General features: G+C 70.2%; 13 protein-coding genes and 2 pseudogenes. 10 read left to right on the top strand and 5 right to left on the bottom strand.

The genetic code is table 11. The annotated features are described in order from the left end of the window. Positions 1-84 precede the first annotated feature (84 nt). Complete coding sequence (locus OG819_RS41725) at positions 85-2,679, top strand: tryptophanase (protein ID WP_266654377.1); 2,595 nt, start codon at positions 85-87, stop codon at positions 2,677-2,679. An 80-nt stretch (positions 2,680-2,759) separates the two neighbouring features. Here OG819_RS41725 and OG819_RS41720 read toward each other — a convergent pair whose 3' ends face one another. The 4 genes and pseudogenes from OG819_RS41720 to OG819_RS41705 form a co-directional block, all read right to left on the bottom strand. Continuing rightward, complete coding sequence (locus tag OG819_RS41720) at positions 2,760-3,593, bottom strand: hypothetical protein (RefSeq protein WP_266655633.1); 834 nt, start codon at positions 3,591-3,593, stop codon at positions 2,760-2,762. Between the two features lie 116 nt (positions 3,594-3,709). Then, a pseudogene (locus tag OG819_RS41715) lies at positions 3,710-3,952 on the bottom strand (protein kinase); the annotation flags it as partial. A gap of 101 nt (positions 3,953-4,053) precedes the next feature. Next, positions 4,054-4,581 (bottom strand): NUDIX hydrolase family protein, encoded by a 528-nt coding sequence (locus tag OG819_RS41710; RefSeq protein ID WP_179436803.1) that lies wholly within the window; start codon positions 4,579-4,581, stop codon positions 4,054-4,056. Positions 4,582-5,048: 467 nt separating this feature from the next. Then, positions 5,049-5,141 (bottom strand): annotated as a pseudogene (locus tag OG819_RS41705) (cupin); the annotation flags it as partial. Between the two features lie 340 nt (positions 5,142-5,481). Between OG819_RS41705 and OG819_RS41700 the strand changes: the two are divergent. Further along, a complete protein-coding gene (locus OG819_RS41700) occupies positions 5,482-7,878 on the top strand; it encodes a M4 family metallopeptidase (RefSeq protein ID WP_266654375.1) in 2,397 nt (798 codons plus the stop codon). A 104-nt stretch (positions 7,879-7,982) separates the two neighbouring features. Here the strand turns inward: OG819_RS41700 and OG819_RS41695 are convergent, their stop codons facing one another. Then, positions 7,983-8,249, bottom strand: coding sequence for a metal-sensitive transcriptional regulator (locus OG819_RS41695; RefSeq protein WP_067362692.1), 267 nt, complete (start codon positions 8,247-8,249; stop codon positions 7,983-7,985). A 759-nt stretch (positions 8,250-9,008) separates the two neighbouring features. On the opposite strand from OG819_RS41695, the gene OG819_RS41690 reads away from it, so the two are divergent. From OG819_RS41690 to OG819_RS41655, 8 genes are all read left to right on the top strand, one after another. After that, entirely contained in the window at positions 9,009-9,485 is a 477-nt protein-coding gene (locus OG819_RS41690; RefSeq protein ID WP_266588425.1) for an RNA polymerase sigma factor, read from the top strand. A gap of 101 nt (positions 9,486-9,586) precedes the next feature. Beyond that, positions 9,587-10,168: a hypothetical protein gene (locus OG819_RS41685; RefSeq protein WP_266654373.1), complete on the top strand. Its 582-nt coding sequence runs from the start codon at positions 9,587-9,589 to the stop codon at positions 10,166-10,168. 133 nt (positions 10,169-10,301) lie between these two features. Beyond that, positions 10,302-11,873, top strand: coding sequence for an AarF/UbiB family protein (locus OG819_RS41680; protein ID WP_266654371.1), 1,572 nt, complete (start codon positions 10,302-10,304; stop codon positions 11,871-11,873). Positions 11,874-11,952: 79 nt separating this feature from the next. Beyond that, the gene (locus OG819_RS41675; protein ID WP_266654369.1) at positions 11,953-12,867 is read left to right on the top strand and encodes an SAM-dependent methyltransferase; all 915 of its coding nucleotides are present in this window, start codon (positions 11,953-11,955) and stop codon (positions 12,865-12,867) included. Positions 12,868-12,869: 2 nt separating this feature from the next. Next, positions 12,870-13,337 (top strand): hypothetical protein, encoded by a 468-nt coding sequence (locus OG819_RS41670; RefSeq protein WP_266427352.1) that lies wholly within the window; start codon positions 12,870-12,872, stop codon positions 13,335-13,337. Continuing rightward, positions 13,334-14,350 carry a DUF2156 domain-containing protein gene (locus OG819_RS41665; RefSeq protein ID WP_323139424.1) on the top strand — a complete coding sequence of 339 codons (1,017 nt, stop codon included), beginning with the start codon at positions 13,334-13,336 and terminating at the stop codon, positions 14,348-14,350. Before OG819_RS41670 ends, OG819_RS41665 begins: the two co-directional genes overlap by 4 nt. Before the next feature lie 47 nt (positions 14,351-14,397). Then, the gene (locus OG819_RS41660; protein WP_266654367.1) at positions 14,398-15,357 is read left to right on the top strand and encodes a VlmB-like protein; all 960 of its coding nucleotides are present in this window, start codon (positions 14,398-14,400) and stop codon (positions 15,355-15,357) included. 63 nt (positions 15,358-15,420) lie between these two features. Then, positions 15,421-16,470: an acyl-CoA desaturase gene (locus OG819_RS41655; RefSeq protein ID WP_266654365.1), complete on the top strand. Its 1,050-nt coding sequence runs from the start codon at positions 15,421-15,423 to the stop codon at positions 16,468-16,470. The last annotated feature ends 14 nt before the right edge of the window (positions 16,471-16,484 follow it).

The raw sequence follows: 16,484 nt of genomic DNA, 5'->3' as shown, positions 1-16,484 counted from the left end.
ACCCACGCCGGATGGCGAGATACCCGCCCGTACGGGCGGGTATCTTTTTGCCCTCCTCCCCGGGCCCACCCGCGCGGTGGGGCGATGATCACCTCCCGCACAGGGGGTGGACCGGTCTCGGCGACGCAACCGCTCGGCGGTTACGTGGCCGACCAGTTACTCCGGCTGTGCCAAGCCATGGGTCTCGAACCGTCCGACGGTGAGATCTACGCGCGTGTCCTGACCGACTGTCTCGGTCCCGTGGCGGAGCGTCCGTTGGGCGAACCGCCGTCCTACCCGAGTTTCCTGTCCGACGACCACACGCCGGTGGAGTACTCCCTCGCCTTCGTGCCGGACGCGCCCCCGACCCTGCGCGTGCTGCTGGAACCGGGGTACGGCGCCGAAGGCCTGGCGGAGAACGGCCGCGCCGGACTGCGTGTGGTCCGGGACATGGCGGAGCGCTGGGGCTTCGCCACCGACCAACTCGACCGGCTGGAGGACCTGTTCTTCCCGCCGGTACCCGAGGGCCCGCTGGCGCTCTGGCTGGCCCTGGAGCTGCGGCCCGGCGGAGTCCCCAAGGTCAAGGTCTATCTCAACCCGGCGGCGTCCGGGGCGGATCGGGCCGCCGAGACGGTCCGTGAGGCGCTGGACAGGCTCGGCCACCGGCAGGCGTTCGCCGCACTGCCCCGGGCCGACGGCTATCCGTTCCTCGCCCTCGACCTCGGGGACTGGGAGACACCCCGGGTCAAGGTCTACGTCACCCATCGGAACCTGGCCGCCGCCGACGCCGGTGAGCTGCCACGCACGGACCCCGGCCCCCGGCCCGAGACCGTACGGGAGTTCCTGCGGGTCGCGGCGGGGCTCGACAGCTCGGCGCAGCACCCCGGTGCCGCGGAAGGCGTACGGCTGGAGGGGCGCCCCGTGCTCTCCTGCCACTCCTTCACGGAGTCCGCGACCGGCCTGCCGAGCGGCTTCACCCTCCACGTGCCGGTCAGGGACTACGTCCGGCACGACGGGGAGGCCTACGCGCGAGCGGTGGCCGTGCTGCGCCGACACGGCATGGACACCGCGGCGCTCGACCGGTCGCTGGCCACCGTCACCTCGCGACTGCTGCACGACGGCGTGGGACTCATCGCCTATCTGGCGCTGGTCCACGAGCGTGGCCGACCGCCGCGCGTGACCGCGTACATCTCCTCGGAGGCGTACGAGGTACGACCGCCGGTGCGGGCCCAGTCGCCCCATCAGACGTTCTTCCCCCATCGCGCGGCGGGCACCGAGCCGCGCGAGACCCTCCACTCAGTAGGAAACGGAAAGGCAGGCGCAGAAATCAGGATGGAGCCGTACCGGATCAAGGTCGTCGAACCTATCCCGCTCACCACCCCCCAGCAGCGCAAAGCGGCAGTCGAACGAGTGCACTACAACCTGTTCGATCTGCGTGCGGAAGAGGTGACCATCGATCTGCTGAGCGACTCGGGGACCGGTGCGCTGTCCGCGGCGCAGCTCGCCGTGGGCATGGCCGGTGACGAGTCCTACGCGGGCTCGCGCTCCTTCTACCGTTTCCGTGACACGGTGACGGAACTGACCGGCTACAGCCACATCCTGCCGGCTCACCAAGGGCGCGCGGCGGAGCGACTTCTGTTCTCCAACCTCCTCAAGCCCGGCGACACCGTCCTGTCCAACACGCACTTCGACACCACCCGTGCCAACGTGGAGCTGGCGGGCTGTGTGGCGCGCGACCTGCCCTGCGCCGAGGCGCGGGACCTGGACAGCCTGGAACCCTTCAAGGGGAACATCGACCTCGAGGCCCTGGAGCGGGGGCTGACCGAGACGACCGGCTCGCGGGTCGCCGCGGTGGTCATGACCATTACCAACAACGGCGGTGGCGGTCAGCCCGTCTCCATGGAGAACCTGCGGCGGACCTCCGAACTCTGCCGTCGGCACGGCGTCCCCCTGATCCTGGACGCCGCCCGGTTCGCCGAGAACGCCTGGCTGGTCACCCGGCACGAGGCGGCGTACAAGGACCGCACCCCGCGTCAGGTCGCCGAAGAGGCGTTCCGTCTGGCCGACGGCTGTGTGATGAGCGCCAAGAAGGACGGCATCGTCCACATCGGCGGTTTCATCGGACTGAACGATCCGGAACTCGCCCAGAAGTGCCAACTCCTCCTCATCGCCACCGAGGGGTTCCCCACCTACGGGGGTCTGGCCGGACGCGACCTCGACATGATCGCCCAGGGTCTGCAGGAGGTGACCGAACCTTCCTACCTCGCGGAGCGGGCGGAGATCGCCGACCACCTGGCCCAGCGGGTCCGCGCCGCCGGCGTGGACATCCTCGAGCCACCCGGTCTGCACGCCATCTACCTCAACGCCGGCCGGCTGCTGCCCCACATACCGCCCCACCAGTACCCCGGCCACGCCCTCGCCTGCCGGCTCTACCTGGAGGGCGGCATCCGGTCGGCCGAACTGGGCTCGCTGTACCTCGGTGAGGAGGACGAGGACGGGAACCCGGTGAAGAGTCCCCCGTACGAGCTGGTGAGGCTGGCGCTGCCGCGTCGCGTCTACACCCGCAGCCACTACGACCACGTCGGCAGAACCCTGGAGACCATCGCCAAGAACGCGGACTCCGTGCACGGCTACCGGATCGTGGAACAGTCCCCGATCCTGCGGCACTTCAGCGCCAAGCTCCAGCCGGTGACCGTCTAGCGGGCAGGGGCGACAGCGCTCCGAGGCCGATGCCGGGTCACGTCGTTCGACGTGACCCGGCATCGGCTCGTCGGCGGCCTCTACCCGAAGTGGCTGTCGGTGATCTCCCCGTCCTCCGTGGCCGCGTGGGCGACACAGCGGAAGACCCGGAGTCCGTCGGCCCACTGCTGGGCGGTCGGCGGCAGGATGTCCGTGCTCCACCGGCTTGTGACGGCCCGTCCGGTGGCGGTCCTGGACTTCAGCATGACCTTGCGCGAGCACAGTGCCTGGACGGTGGGGTGTTTGATCAGGTCCCGGGCGTTGTTCGTCGTGCCGTCCTTGGGAAGCGGGGCGATGGCGAAGGTCTCCCACACGTGCTTCACCCGGCAGTCCGCGAGGCTGACGGTGATCGTGCCCGAGACGTCGGTGATGCCGCTCCAGCACTCGGGGGTGGTGACGCACTGGCCGTCCGCGCCGTCGACCGCGGCGGCGGGGCAGTCCCGGATGGTGGTCGACACCCCGCCGAACCCCGCGTTCACGGCGGACGGGGTGACGGACGGCCGGGAGGCGGTCGAGGGGGACTTGGGGGTTTCCGACCCCCGGCCCTGGGAGGTGATCACGGTGACCGACACGCTCACCGAGACCGCCATCGCGGCCACCGCGGCGATCAGTTGGGGGCGCCGCCCCTTCTTCTTCGGATCCGGCGGCCTCGGCACGGTGGTCGTGCCCGGCGGACCGGGCTCGGGCGGCGGTGGGGTGTCCCGGTGCGCGGGTACGGTGGTGGTCCGGCAGGGCACGGGGCCTGAGCCGACCCGGTCCGCGCTGTCCACGTCGACGGCGGCGAGCGCGTCACGCAGTGCCCCGGCATCGGACAGCCGGCGCGCCGGGTCCGCCACCAGGGCCTGCCCGAGCATCTCGTTGAGGGCCGTCGGCACTCCGGGCAGATCGGGGTAGGGCGCCAGGTGCGCCGCACGATGAGTTCCGCGAGACTGATCTGGGTGCCGTCCTCCGGGAAGTGCGGCGGGCGGCCCCGCAGCAGGGCGTAGACCGTGGCGGCGAGCGAGTACACATCGCCTGCCGGGGTCGGTTCGGCCAGGTGGAAGGCCTCAGGCGGGGCGTACGCCGGGGTCAATGCCTCCCGGGTGACCGACAGTTCCCGGTCCGGCCGGGGCATGGCCGGCAGGCCGAAGTCGGCGAGGGCGACACCGCCGTACCGGTTGATCATGATGTTGCCGGGTTTGATGTCCCGGTGCAGCACCCCGGCGGTGTGCGCCGCGGCCACCGCGTCGGCTATGCCCACGCCTATGTCGCGGGCCTCCTTGACGGACACGGGGCCCTGGAGGTGTAGACGCCGGTCCGACGGGGGACCGTGCCGACTCCAGCGGAGGCCTGAGGTCAGGACAGCCGGCCCACATGGGCCAGGGCCTGCTTGAGGAGGGCTCCGTGGCCGCCCGGCATCTCGTCCAGGACCGCGGGTGACGAGGCCTCCTCGGGGGTGAACCAGACCAGGTCGAGGGCGTCCTGCCGGGGGCGGCAGTCACCGGTCACCGGGACGATGTAGGCGAGGGAGACCGCGTGCTGGCGGGGGTCGTGGAACGGTGTGACGCCCACCGTGGGGAAGTACTCGGCGACGGTGAAGGGCTGCAGGGAGGTCGGGATACGGGGGAGTGCCACCGGGCCGAGGTCCTTCTCCAGATGACGCAGGAGGGCGTCCCTGACCCGCTCGTGGTGCAGTACCCGGCCCGAGACGACGGTGCGGCTGACCGTCCCGTCCGGCCCTATGCGCAGCAGCAGTCCGATGCTGGTGACTTCGCCGTTGTCGTCGACGCGGACCGGCACGGCCTCGACGTACAGGATCGGCATGCGTGCGCGCGCGCTTTCGAGTTCGTCGGGCGTCAGCCAGCCCGGCGTGGTCTCGGTCATGTCAGACATTGGGTGATCATACTTTCAACCCTTCCGGATCCGCGCGCGGTGTTCGCCGTGGTGTCTGGTGGCCATTGTCATCACCCACAACGTGCGCGCGGCGGAACGGATACGCCGGCCGACGGGATCAGTGGGGCAGCCGTCGTATCAGTAAGGCAGCAGGCGACCTGACGGTGTCCTGCGGTCGATCGTCACCTCGCGCTCGGTGGTGGGGCGGCGGCTGGGGCGAATGCGGATCTGGCGGTTCATGGTGGCCTCCTCGGATTCGTACGACCAGCTTCCACGCCGCCGCGCTCACGCGCGTCGTGCTCACGGGTCACCCGCCCCTCTCCCTGAGGAGCAGGCGTGAGACCCGGTCGTACTACCAGGGAGGGATGCCGACCCCTGGGGCACGGTTCGGCGCGATGCCGTGCTCTTTGGGGTTATCCCCGTTCCGCCTTCGCGTACTCCGCCGCCATGGCTCCGGTGAAGTCGAGGCCGGTGAGGTGGACGACCTCGAGGTGGCCGCGCGGGAAATCGCGCCGCTCTTCAGGCTTTTCGGCCGTCTTGACCTCCCTCATGACGGCTCACTCCCATCTGGCCGTGCACACCCCCTTCATCTCATCCTGTGCCTGTCCACCGGGTGCCGCCATTCGAGTGACACCACTTCGCCCGCGCCCCGCGTGAACGTCGTACGTGCGCCCCACGTGTACGTCGTCGAGGGTTAACCCTCGATTGCCCCCGGTCCGCATGACATGCCTTGGTCAAGCTGCCATTCTTCTTCCTCACCTGCCGGACAGGCCTCACACGGTCTGCGCAGGGGCCCCGCACCGCACTGCTCAGCTCGTCCCGGTCAGCACATCCCGTCTGCCCGGGTCTGTCACCGGCCGTCGACGCGCGGCCGCAGCAGTAGGAGTACGAGTGAGACGAATCCCCCGTCAGGCGGCCGCAGCCGGAGCGCTGGCGGTCACCGCCGCGTTCCTGGCCGTCGGCATACAGACGGTCCCCGCCGCCGCCAAGCCTGCCGCCCCCCACCCCAGTCCGCTGCGCACCGGAGGCCTGGAGGCCAAGCTCACCCCCGCCCAGCACTCGGCACTGCTGAAGAGCGCGGCGCAGCAGACCACGGCGACCGCCGGCACGCTGGGCCTCGGGGCCAAGGAGAAGCTGGTCGTCAAGGACGTCGTCAAGGACCAGGACGGCACGCTCCACACCCGCTACGAGCGCACCTACGCCGGCCTGCCGGTGCTGGGCGGCGACGTGATCGTCCACACCCCGCCGGCCTCTCTCGCCGCCGGCACGGTGAGCAGCACCTTCAACAACAAGCGGACCATCAAGGTCGCCTCCACCACCGCGACCTTCACCAAGTCCGCCGCCGCGAGCAAGGCGCTGAAGGCAGCCAAGTCCCTGGCCACCGAGAAGCCCACCACGGACAGCGCCCGCAAGGTGATCTGGGCCGGCAGCGGCACCCCGAAACTTGCCTGGGAGACCGTGATCGGCGGCCTCCAGGACGACGGCACCCCGAGCCAGCTGCACGTCATCACCGACGCCACCGGCGGCCAGGAGCTCTACCGCTACCAGGGCATCAAGACCGGCACGGGCAACACCCAGTACAGCGGCACGGTCACGCTGAACACCACGCTGTCCGGTTCGACGTACCAGCTGTACGACACCACGCGCGGCGGCCACAAGACGTACAGCCTCAACAACGGCACGTCGGGCACGGGCACGTTGATGACCGACGCCGACGACACGTGGGGCACCGGATCCGGCTCGAACACCCAGACCGCCGGCGCGGACGCCGCCTACGGCGCCCAGGAGACCTGGGACTTCTACAAGAACACCTTCGGCCGCAGCGGCATCAAGAACGACGGCGTCGCCGCCTACTCGCGCGTCCACTACAGCACGGCGTACGTCAACGCCTTCTGGGACGACGACTGCTTCTGCATGACCTATGGCGACGGCACCAGCAGCACCCATGCCCTGACCTCGCTCGACGTCGCAGGGCACGAGATGAGCCACGGCGTCACCTCCAACACCGCCGGGCTCGACTACAGCGGTGAATCAGGCGGCCTGAACGAGGCGACCTCCGACATCTTCGGCACGGGCGTGGAGTTCTACGCGGCGAACTCCACCGACGTCGGTGACTACCTCATCGGCGAGAAGATCGACATCAACGGCGACGGTACGCCGCTGCGTTACATGGACGAGCCCGGCAAGGACGGCGGCTCCGCCGACAGTTGGTACTCCGGCGTCGGCAACCTCGACGTGCACTACTCGTCCGGCCCCGCGAACCACATGTTCTACCTGCTCTCCGAGGGCAGCGGCACCAAGACCATCAACGGCGTCACCTACAACAGCCCGACCTCCGACGGCGTGGCCGTCGCCGGCATCGGCCGGGCCGCCGCCCTGCAGATCTGGTACAAGGCGCTGACGACGTACATGACGTCCAGCACCAACTACGCCGGAGCGCGCACCGCCGCGCTCAGCGCCGCCGCGGCCCTGTACGGCACAAGTTCCGCCCAGTACGCGGGAGTCGGCAACGCTTTCGCCGGCATCAACGTCGGCAGCCACATCACCGTGCCGACCACCGGCGTTACGGTCACCAACCCGGGCAGCCAGTCCTCCACCGTCGGCACGGCGGTGAGCCTGCAGGTCTCGGCCAGCAGCACCAACAGCGGCACCCTGACATACGCCGCCACCGGACTGCCGACCGGCCTGTCGATCAGCAGCTCCACGGGCGCCATCACCGGCACCCCGACGACCGCGGGCACCTACAGCTCCACCGTGACCGTCACCGACAGCACCGGGGCGACCGGTACCGCGTCCTTCACCTGGACCGTGAGTTCCAGCGGCGGAGGCGGCACCTGCACCTCGACGCAGCTGCTGGGCAACGCGGGCTTCGAGTCGGGCAACACCACCTGGACCGCGACCAGCGGTGTCATCACCAACTCCAGCAGCGAGGCGGCGCACGCCGGTTCGTACAAGGCCTGGCTGGACGGCTACGGCTCGACGCACACCGACACGCTCTCCCAGTCGGTGACGATCCCGTCCGGCTGCAAGGCCAGCTTCACCTTCTACCTGCACATCGACACCGCGGAGACCACCACCAGCACGCAGTACGACAAGCTGACGGTCACCGCCGGATCCACCACCCTGGCGACGTACTCAAACCTCAACGCCGCCTCCGGCTACGCGCAGAAGACCTTCGACCTGTCCTCGTTCGCCGGTACCACCGTCGCCCTGAAGTTCAGCGGCGTCGAGGACTCCTCGCTCCAGACCAGCTTCGTCGTGGACGACACCGCCGTCACGACCAGCTGACCGATCCGATCGACACCGTCTGACGCCTCCCCGGCAACAGCAGCGACGTGGGTCACCCGCCGGGTGACCCACGTCGCTGCGGTATGTCGTCGGACCGTCCCGGATCAGGCGAGGGCGAGGAAGAGCTTCTCGAGTTCGGCCTCGGACATCGGGGGTGTTTCGCCGTCGGCCGCCGCCATGCACTGGCGCATCCCGCTGGCGACGATCTTGAAGCCGGCGCGGTCGAGGGCGCGGGAGACGGCGGCGAGCTGGGTGACCACGTCCTTGCAGTCGCGGCCCGCCTCGATCATGGCGATGACGCCGGCGAGCTGCCCCTGGGCGCGGCGCAGGCGGTTGAGGATCGCGGTACTGGCTTCCTCGTCGACGGACATGGCCATGGGGTGGGTCCTCCTCGGGTCGTGCTGCTCAGTTTACCCCCTGGGGTATCAATGATCCGAGGTTGTCCCAGGGCCATCGATGCCGGGGCGGTCCCGGGGTCACCGATACCGGGGCGGTCCGATGGCCTTCTTTATCGCGGGATCGTCAACCGGGTTCGGTTCACCCGGCTGCCCCTTGGTGGGAGGTCACCGAGGGACGAGGGTGTCGGGCCCGGTGGCGAGAACGAGCCAGAGTACCGCGACGACTCTGGGAGCGGCGGCGGCCCCTCGGAGTGGCCTGGCCCGTTCCCAGGCCCTCACCGTGGTTCGGGGCCGGCCTTCGGGTGTCCGTCCGCGGCCGGGGATTTTGGCGCGATCGCCCCGCGCGCCGCTGAGGCGGATGTGATTTCGGCGCCCTTTTGGTGCGGCCCCGCTTATGGCGTGACGTTTCCGCAGGCGTGAGGTGCCGCAGAGGTATGTGTGAAATGTGTAGCACGGTACGGGGTGCGCCGGAACATGATCCTCCGTTTTCCATGCGGATGAGTGGTACACATTCTCTTTGGTTTGTTGGTGTGTTGACTCGGAAAAGAACCTTCGCGACGGGTGGGGGATAGGCCGTGCGAATATTTCGATTCGCACCAAGAAATCAATCTCGGGGTCATGGATCACAGGGAATTGCTAGACCACTTAGATGAGCGCGGAATCGTCGATCGACCGACTGATCGAGCAAGCCACGAACCCCAGGAAGAGGCGCGTCGGGAGTTCTCCTGGGATGTGATCGCCAGTCACCGGGAGCGCCTGATGAGGCTGGTCCGCCGCCGGCTGCCGAATGCTCAGGACGCGGAGGACTGCGTTCAGGAAGCGATGCTCAGAGCGGCCGCCCACGGCAACCTCGACCGGGACCGGATCGGTCCCTTTCTGACCTCGGTCGCCCTGCGTCTTTGCGTGGACCACTACCGCGAACTGGAGCGGAGGCGGCGGCTGTTGCGCCGCGCGGCGGACGTGGGCGGGCCCGAGCTGCCGGATGAAGGCGTGTGCGACCAGGACTTCGGGCGCTGGCTGCTCGGCCAGGTCCACCTCCTGCGGGGCCGGGAGCGGCAGGTGGTCCTCGCCCGCGCCCATGGGATCTCCACGCTGGAATTCGCCCGCATGCACCAGATCTCGGTCAAGGCGGCCGAAGGCGCGTTCACCCGGGGGCGGGCTCGGTTGCGGCTGCTCTGCGCCAGGGCGCTCGACGGCGCAGCGGCATAACGGATTTCCGCCTTCCTTCCGTGCCCGGCGCGCGCCGGGCGCGGGGACGAAAACGGCTCCCGAATTACGGGAGTGCGGATGAGATGGAAAGGGTAGTGACCGTGAGCAAGAATAACACCCAGGACACCATCAAGGATTTCATCGGCGATATCGCCGACAGCACCAAGAAGGCATTCGACGAAATTCTCGACCGGAAGGGTGATGATTCGCATTCCACGGACTGGCTCACCCCGGGAAATCCGTATCAGGCGCTGAACGGACTCCCCGGCGATGTGCTGCGGACGGTCAGCGCGCTGTCCGCTCTCGGCGGCGTAGCCAACCCCGTGGCCGCACTCGCCAACGCGGCCAACGCCGCGGCCGGCATCGGCGCCGCCAACCCGCTGGCCGCACTGGCCGGCGGAGCGCCCAATCCGCTCGCGGCCCTCACGGGCGGCGGCGTGAACCCGCTCGGCGCCCTCGGCGGTGCCAATCCGCTGGGCGCCCTCGGTCAGGTCGCCGGCGGGGCGGCTTCGGCGGTCTCGGGAGCGGCCGACATGGCGGAGGGCCTGGCCGCGCTGCCCCGGCAGATCGCCCAGCTCTCCGAGCTCGTCGCCTCCCTGGTGAACGTGCTGGAGGGCGTCCAGGGGGTGGCCGGCGCCATGACGGGCGCCGGGCGGGCACCGGCGGCGAGGAAGAGCGGCTGAGCCGCCGCTGATCCGGGGCTCACCGGGCGCGTACCGCCTCACCCCGGGTGAGTGATCGCGCTGCATGACCCACGTGCGTGGGCGATCGCACGGATGACCGACGGAACTCGTCAGGCACAGGAGGTTGTGACACATGGGTGCCATGCTCGGCAGTCGGCTCCGGCTGGTTGTGAAGGTGCTGGGAAGCCTCGTCGCCGACGAGGTCGGCCAGGTGACGCGGGAGCGTCGGCGGTCCCGGCAGGATCCGAACTCCCCGGCGGAAGCCGAGGCCTCCGCCGGGGACGGGACCACCTCCGTGGACGGGGTACGCCGTGCGAAGGCGGTGCGGCACGCTCTGGAGAGCCTCGGCCCGTTCTACGTGAAGCTCGGCCAGATCCTCTCCACCCGGCCCGACATGGTGCCCGCCTCCATGATCGGCGAACTGCAGAACCTCCACGACCAGGTCGACGTCCAGCCCTTCGCCCTCTTCGAGCCCGTGCTCCAGGAGGAGTTGGGAACGGACTGGAAACGCCGCTTCGACGACATCGAGACGGTCCGCCCGCTCGGCGCGGCCTCGCTGGCCCAGGTCTACCGGGTGACCCTGCCCGGCGGCCGGCCCGCCGTGGTGAAGATCCAGCGGCCCGGCATCCGGGACACCGTCCGCGCGGACATGGCCCTGATGCGCAAGGCGTCCCGGATCGTCGCCCGCACCGCGCCCCGCTTCAACGAGGTCATCGACGTCGAGGCGATGCTCGGCTCCATCTTCGACGCGATGGAACCCGAGCTGGACTTCACCGGCGAGGCCCGCAACATGGACGAGGCCCGCGAGAACATCCGCCGCTTTCCGTCACTGTCCGTGCCCCGGGTCGTCCACGCCACCCCCAAGGTACTGATCCAGTCGCTGGCTCCCGGCACCTCCGTACGCCATCTCGACCGCCGCTCGTTCAGCGACCGCGAGCGCACGGACATCGGCAAGGACCTGCTGCGGTTCATGTACCGCGGGTACTTCGTCGACCGGATGTTCCACGCCGACCCGCACGCGGGCAACGTCTTCGCGCTGCCCGGCGGTCCGGCCACGCTCATCGACTGGGGCATGGTCGGCCGCCTCGACCGGCGCACCAGCCTCCAGCTGCTCCCGCTGCTCATGGCCATCGCCCAGAACGACGGCCACGGCCTCGCCCACGCGTGGGCGGACATGGGCCGGGTCACCGCCTGGTCGAACCTGCCCGCGTTCGCCGCCGACATGGCCGCGCTGGTCCCCAAGGTCGCCACCGCCTCCCTGGAGGACATCAACTTCGGGGTGTCCCTGACCACCGTCCTGGAGAAGGCGACCCGGCGGGGCATCGGCTCGGCGCCCGCCATCTCCCTGCTCGGCAAGTCCTTCGCGAACCTGGAGGGTTCGGTGCGCTGCCTCGCGCCGGACATCGCCCTCGCGGAGGTCTTCAAGGCGGAGGCACGCGGGATCATCCTGGCCCTGATCCGCGAGTACTTCTCCGTGGACCAGGTCGCCCGCAACACGATGGATCTGCTCTCGGCCGCCGCGTCCGCCCCCGAACAGTGGCGCGGGCTGCTCTCCGACGCGGCCAACCGTCAGTTCGCGCTCCAGCTCCACGAGCCGCACACGCCCTCCTCTATGGGCGGACAGCGGCCCTGGTCACCCTCGCGCGGCCTGATGGCGCTGGGCGCCGCGGCCCTGTTCCTCGACCGCCGCCGCGCACCCCGCTGACCCACCCCCGCCCCCCGATCCACCGTCAGCGGCCCCACATCCACCGCCCATGTCAACCGTACGCACAAAGGAATCACCCATGCCCATGCAGCAACACGACGCTCAGCGCGAAGCGGCTCCCGGCGCCCTGGACGGGGTCTCGGAGACGGCCCTGTGGACCGTCCGCATGCGGGCCCAGGAGTCCGCGCGGACGGACGCCCTCTTCGACGACCGGCTCGCGGGCGAGTTCCTGGACGCGGCCGGGGCGGTCGGCGCCCCGCCGGGAGCCGGCGTCCTGCAGCGGGTGCTGCCCGACTGGCTGGCCGTGCGCACCCGCTTCTTCGACGACCACCTGCTCGCCACGACCCGGGAGGGGCGCGCGCAGGTCGTCCTGCTGGGAGCGGGGCTCGACACCCGGGCCTTCCGGCTCGACTGGCCCGCCGGAACCCATGTCTTCGAGGTCGACCTGCCGGCCGTACAGACCTTCAAGGAACGGGTCGTCGAGGGACGTACGCCGGACACCGCCCGGCGCACCACGGTCGCCGCCGACCTGCTCGGCGACTGGCGCGGCGCGCTGCTCGCCGCCGGGTTCGACCCCGGCCGGCCCACCGCCTGGCTGTGCGAGGGGCTGCTCTTCTACCTGGCCCCGGAGGCGGTGGAGCGCCTGATCGGCACGGTGAGCGCGCTCTCCGCGCCGGGCAGCAGCCTCGGCGCCGAGTGCCTCAACGCGGACACCGCCGACTCGCCCTTCGTGAAGCCCTGGCTGGAGGCCCTGTCCGGCTCGGGGACCCCGTGGGTGTGGCACCTCGCGGACGCGGAGCGCTGGTGGGGCGGCTACGGCTGGCAGGCAAGGGTCGCGGACCTGCTGGCCCTGCCGTACGCCGTCGAGCGGTTCGCCCCGCATCTGGCCGCGTTCTCGGGGGTCGAGACGGACAGCATGATCCTGGTCACCGCGACGATCCCGGACAGCGGGGCGACCTCGGACGACGGGACGAGCCCGGCCGGCGGGCGGTGACCGTGGACGGCCACAATCTCTGCCAGACCCCCACCACCTACCGGCTGCTGCGCCTCGAATACCTGCTCGGACTCCTGGTGGCGGCAGGATTCTTCCTCGCGCACCTGGCCGAGGTGCGCTGGTGGGTCGCCGTCGCCCTGTTCGCCTACGTCGACGTCATCGGCTATCTGCCGGGCGCGCTCGCCTACCACCGCAGCCCCGACCAGCGGGTCTCCCGCGTCTACTACGTGCTCTACAACACCATGCACAGCCTGAGCGTGCAGGGCGCGGTCCTCGGCGCCTGGGTCCTGGCGTACGGCTGGGAGTGGGCGCTGCTGGTGCTGCCCATCCATCTCTTCGGGGACCGGGCGCTGTTCGGCAACTTCGCCAAGTCGTTCACCGTGTCCTTCGAGCCGGTTCCGCACCCCGCCGTCCAGGGCCCGCTGCGGGACTTCGCCACCGTCCCCTGGCACGAGGCGGCGGTGCGGTGAGCGCCGCCCAGGCTCCGGCCGACACGGAGGCGTACGAGATGCTGCGCAGGTACGGCAGCCACAGCAGCGCCTTCCTCGCGATGAACAGCGGCAACCACCGCTTCCGTAGGGACGGTGTCGACGGATTCGTCCCCTACCGGGAAGCCGGCCGGCGGCACCTGTTCCAACTGGGCGGACCGGTATGCGCGGTGCGGGACCAGCCGAGCCTGCTGACCGCGCTGCTCGCCCGGGCCGGCAGCGAGCGACGCCGGGTCGCCGCCGTCCAGCTCTCTCGCCAGCAGGCCGAACTGCACGCCGGACACGGCTTCGTCGTCAACCAGTTCGGCGCCTCCTTCAGTATCGCGCTCGACGGGTACAGCCTCGGCGGCCAGCGCATGGTCAAGGTGCGCAACATGGTCAACCGGGCCCGCAGAGAAAGGGTTTCGGTAGCCGAGGTGCCCGCCGGGGAGCGGGACGGCGAGGACGTCACCGCGGCCCTCGACGCGGTGGACGCCGCCTGGCTGCGCGCCAAGGGCCGGCACGTCAAGGAGCTCGAGTTCCTGATCGGCGAGCGCGGCGGCCCCGGCGCACCGCACCGGCGCCTGTTCACCGCCGTCCACGAGGGACGGACGGTCGGCTATGTGTCGTACTCACCGGTCTTCGGCCAACACGCCGGCTGGCTGTACGACCTCACGCGGCGGCTTCCGGACGCGCCGCCCGGCACGGTGGAGCTGCTGTTCGCCACCGCTCTGCGCCAGTTCCAGGACGAGGGCTGCGGCTGGCTGCACCTCGGCTTCACCCCGTTCGTCCAGCTCGGTTCGGACACGGCCGCGCCCGGCCCGACCAGCACCTTCCTGCACCGCTGCGTGGAGGTGCTGGCGGCCAAGGGGCGCGCCATCTATCCGGCGGCCGCCCAGGAGTCCTTCAAGCTCAAATGGCGCCCGCAGCTCATCGAACCGGAGTACCTGGCCTTCCAGGGCCGGGTGAGCCCCGGCGCCGTCTGGCAGCTGATGCGCCTCACCAAGTCGGTCTGACCCGCTCCCGGGCCCCGGCCGTCCTTCCGTGATTCAGAAAGGCTGAAATGACCACATCCATCGAGAAGTTCCCGGCGGAGGCCGACCGGCACCGCGCCCCAGGTCTCCTGGAAGGCGCGCTGCGCACCGAGCTGACACCGGAGGGTTGCGACCTCGGCTACTGGTTCCGGGCCGTGCCGGAAGGCACCCTCGGCGGCGATCCCCTGGGCCGCTCCCCGGACGTACCGGTGCCGGCCCACATGATGGTGGACGGGCCGCTGCGCCAGGCCGTCATGCAGGAGCTCGCCTTCCGCTCGATGGCGGAGGAGAAGGCGGCCCGCGCCATCGCCTTCCTCGTCGCGTACGCCCCCGACCTCGCCGGGATGGACTTCTACACCTCCCAGTTGATGGACGAGGCCCGCCACGCCTACGCGTTCCGCGGCCACCTGCTCGAACTGGGCGTGACGCTGAACGAGTTGGAAGCCACCATGGAGTCGCTCGCAGGGGTTCACCGGGACGCCGTCCTGAATCCCCTGGAGGAGTTCGGGCTGGCCGTCATGGAGAAGGAACGCGACTACATCGGCGGCGTGATCACCCTCACCGTCCTGGTCGAAGGAGTCCTCGCGCCCACCGCCGAGCTGAGCGAGCGCAAATGGCGGCCCTTCGACCCGCCCGCCGCCGAGATCGAACGCGCCGCGGGCATCGACGAGATCCGGCATCTGTCCGTGGGCACCACGATCGTCCGCCGCCATGTCCGGCAGCACCCCGAGGATCTGGAGCGGATCGGTGAACTGGTCCGGCGCGGGATGCGGTTGTGGTCCGAGCTCCCGGTGCAGCAGATGACCTTCCGCCGTGAACAGCTCTACCAGCAGGGGCTGGACCAGCACCGCGACATCCCCGGCGACTACGAGCTGTGGCCGGGGCGCCGCCTGGTCGACACCACCCCCGAGGAACGGATGCTCGCCGCCGCGGAATGGTCGCGTGTCACCCAGGAAGCGCGCCTCGCCGACATGGGCCTGACCCCGTGAACAGGCCACGCAGGCCCGCCCGCATCGCCGACGTCCAACAACGAAGGGGTCGGTGGCACACCGATGACCGACAGCCCGGCACTCAACTCCTCACCGCATGAACCGGCTTCGGACGAGGACTTCCGCGAACTGACCCGGCGCGTCCAGGCCGCCGGGCTCATGCGGCCCCGCACGGGCCAGTACGTGACCGGGATCGCGGTGGTCTGGCTGATGAACGCCCTCGGCTGGGCCGCGCTGGCCTTCTCCGGCGGCACCTGGTGGAAGGTGGTCCTGGCCGCGGTCTGGCTCGCCGTCTGGCACGAGCAGCTCGCCTTCCTCGTGCACGACGCGGGACACCGTCAGATCACCCGGTCCCGGAAGTTCATCCAGGCCCTCGGCCTGGTCCACGGCAACCTGATGCTCGGGGTCTGCTTCGGCTGGTGGGTGCAGCACCACAACCGGCACCACAACCACCCCAACCACCTGGAGCTCGACCCCGACATCCTGCGCCGCGTGGCCATCTTCGCGCCCGAACAAGCCCAGGACCGCAAGGGATTCGCCCGCTTCCTCGCCGCCAACCAGCGCTACCTGTTCTTCCCGCTGCTGGGTCTGGAGGCCCTGGTGCTGCGCATCGCCGGCGTCATCGCCCTGCGCCGCAGGGCCCTGCGCAAGCCCCTCATCGAGGGCGGTCTGATGGTGCTGCACGCGGTGCTGTTCTTCGGCGCGCTCTTCGTGCTCCTGCCCTGGCCGTCCGTCCTGCTCTTCCTGGCCGTCCACCAGGTCCTCCTCGGCTATCTGCTCGGCCTCGCCTTCGCCGTCAACCACAAGGGCCTGCCGACCCGGGTGGGCAAGGAGTGGAGCTGGCTGGAGCGCCAGGTCCTCACCTCGCGCACCCTGCCCACCGGCTACATCGGCGACTTCTTCTACGGCGGCCTCAACTACCAGATCGAGCACCACCTCTTCCCCGGCATGCCCAGGGCGGCGCTGCGCCGCGCCTATCCCCTCGTCAAGCAGTTCTGCGTCGAGCGGGAGATCCCGTACGTCGAGACGGGCGTCCTGGAGTCGTACCGCGACCTCGCCGAGCATCTCGGCTCCGCGAGCGAAGTTCTCCGTGGCACCACGGCCACGGCGTGAAGGAAAGGAACCAG

This window comes from Streptomyces sp. NBC_01549 (genome assembly GCF_026339955.1).
Lineage (GTDB): Bacteria > Actinomycetota > Actinomycetes > Streptomycetales > Streptomycetaceae > Streptomyces.
Note: the sequence above shows the minus strand (reverse complement) of the source record. Positions and strands in the feature narration are given on the sequence as shown.